Here is an 854-nt window from a genome sequence, read left to right on the forward strand (position 1 = left end):
TTACTCCTGATAAAATTATTGAAATTTTCATTAAAGTAGATGACTTCTGCAAGGAATTTGATACTTCGATTAAAAAACACCGCCTTGAAGCCAATGCTTATAAGATCAGAAACCGTGAAGCCTCCCTTTCTGACAGTGAAATCATCACCATATTAATCGCTTTTCATACCGGCCATTTTACCAATCTGAAGCATTTTTATCTAGGCCATATTTGTCCGTATTACAAGGATTATTTTCCGGGTCTTGTGTCTTATAACCGATTCGTTGAGCTGCAAAACAGAGTGGCTGTTCCGATGATGATCTTCCTGAAAACGCACTGTCTTGGATCATCCAGAGGGATTAACTTCATCGATTCCACACATATCAAAGTATGCCACAACAGGAGAATACATCAGCACCGGGTATTTGCCTTGGTGGCAGAAAGAGGGCAATGCTCAATTGGGTGGTTCTATGGTTTTAAATTGCATCTGATCATCAATGACAAAGGGGAAATATTATCTTTTTACCTTACCAAAGGCAATGTGGACGACCGAAACGTGAAATTGATGACTTCGATGACACAAGATATATTCGGTAAATTATTCGGTGATAAAGGTTATATCTCTAAGGCATTGGCAGAACTACTTTGGGGTAATGGTATACAAATGATCACTAAACCAAGAAAGAATATGAAAGACTTTAATATCTCACAAGCAGATAAAATAATGCTGCGAAAAAGAGCCATTATAGAATCTGTAAACGATGAACTTAAGAATATTTGCAAGCTGCAACATACCAGGCATCGATCGATCAACAACTTCTTGATGAATACAATGGGTGCACTTTGTGCTTACCATTTCTTCCCTAAAAAACCG

General features: G+C 37.9%; 1 protein-coding gene. It reads left to right on the forward strand.

Annotation, left to right across the window (positions count from 1 at the left end; all coding sequences use genetic code 11):
• Positions 1–14 precede the first annotated feature (14 nt).
• The coding region (locus tag P2W72_RS15660; RefSeq protein ID WP_346429781.1) for an IS982 family transposase at positions 15–854 on the forward strand (840 nt) is incomplete at its 3' end.

Source organism: Daejeonella sp. H1SJ63, assembly GCF_029360775.1.
Taxonomy (GTDB): domain Bacteria; phylum Bacteroidota; class Bacteroidia; order Sphingobacteriales; family Sphingobacteriaceae; genus Daejeonella.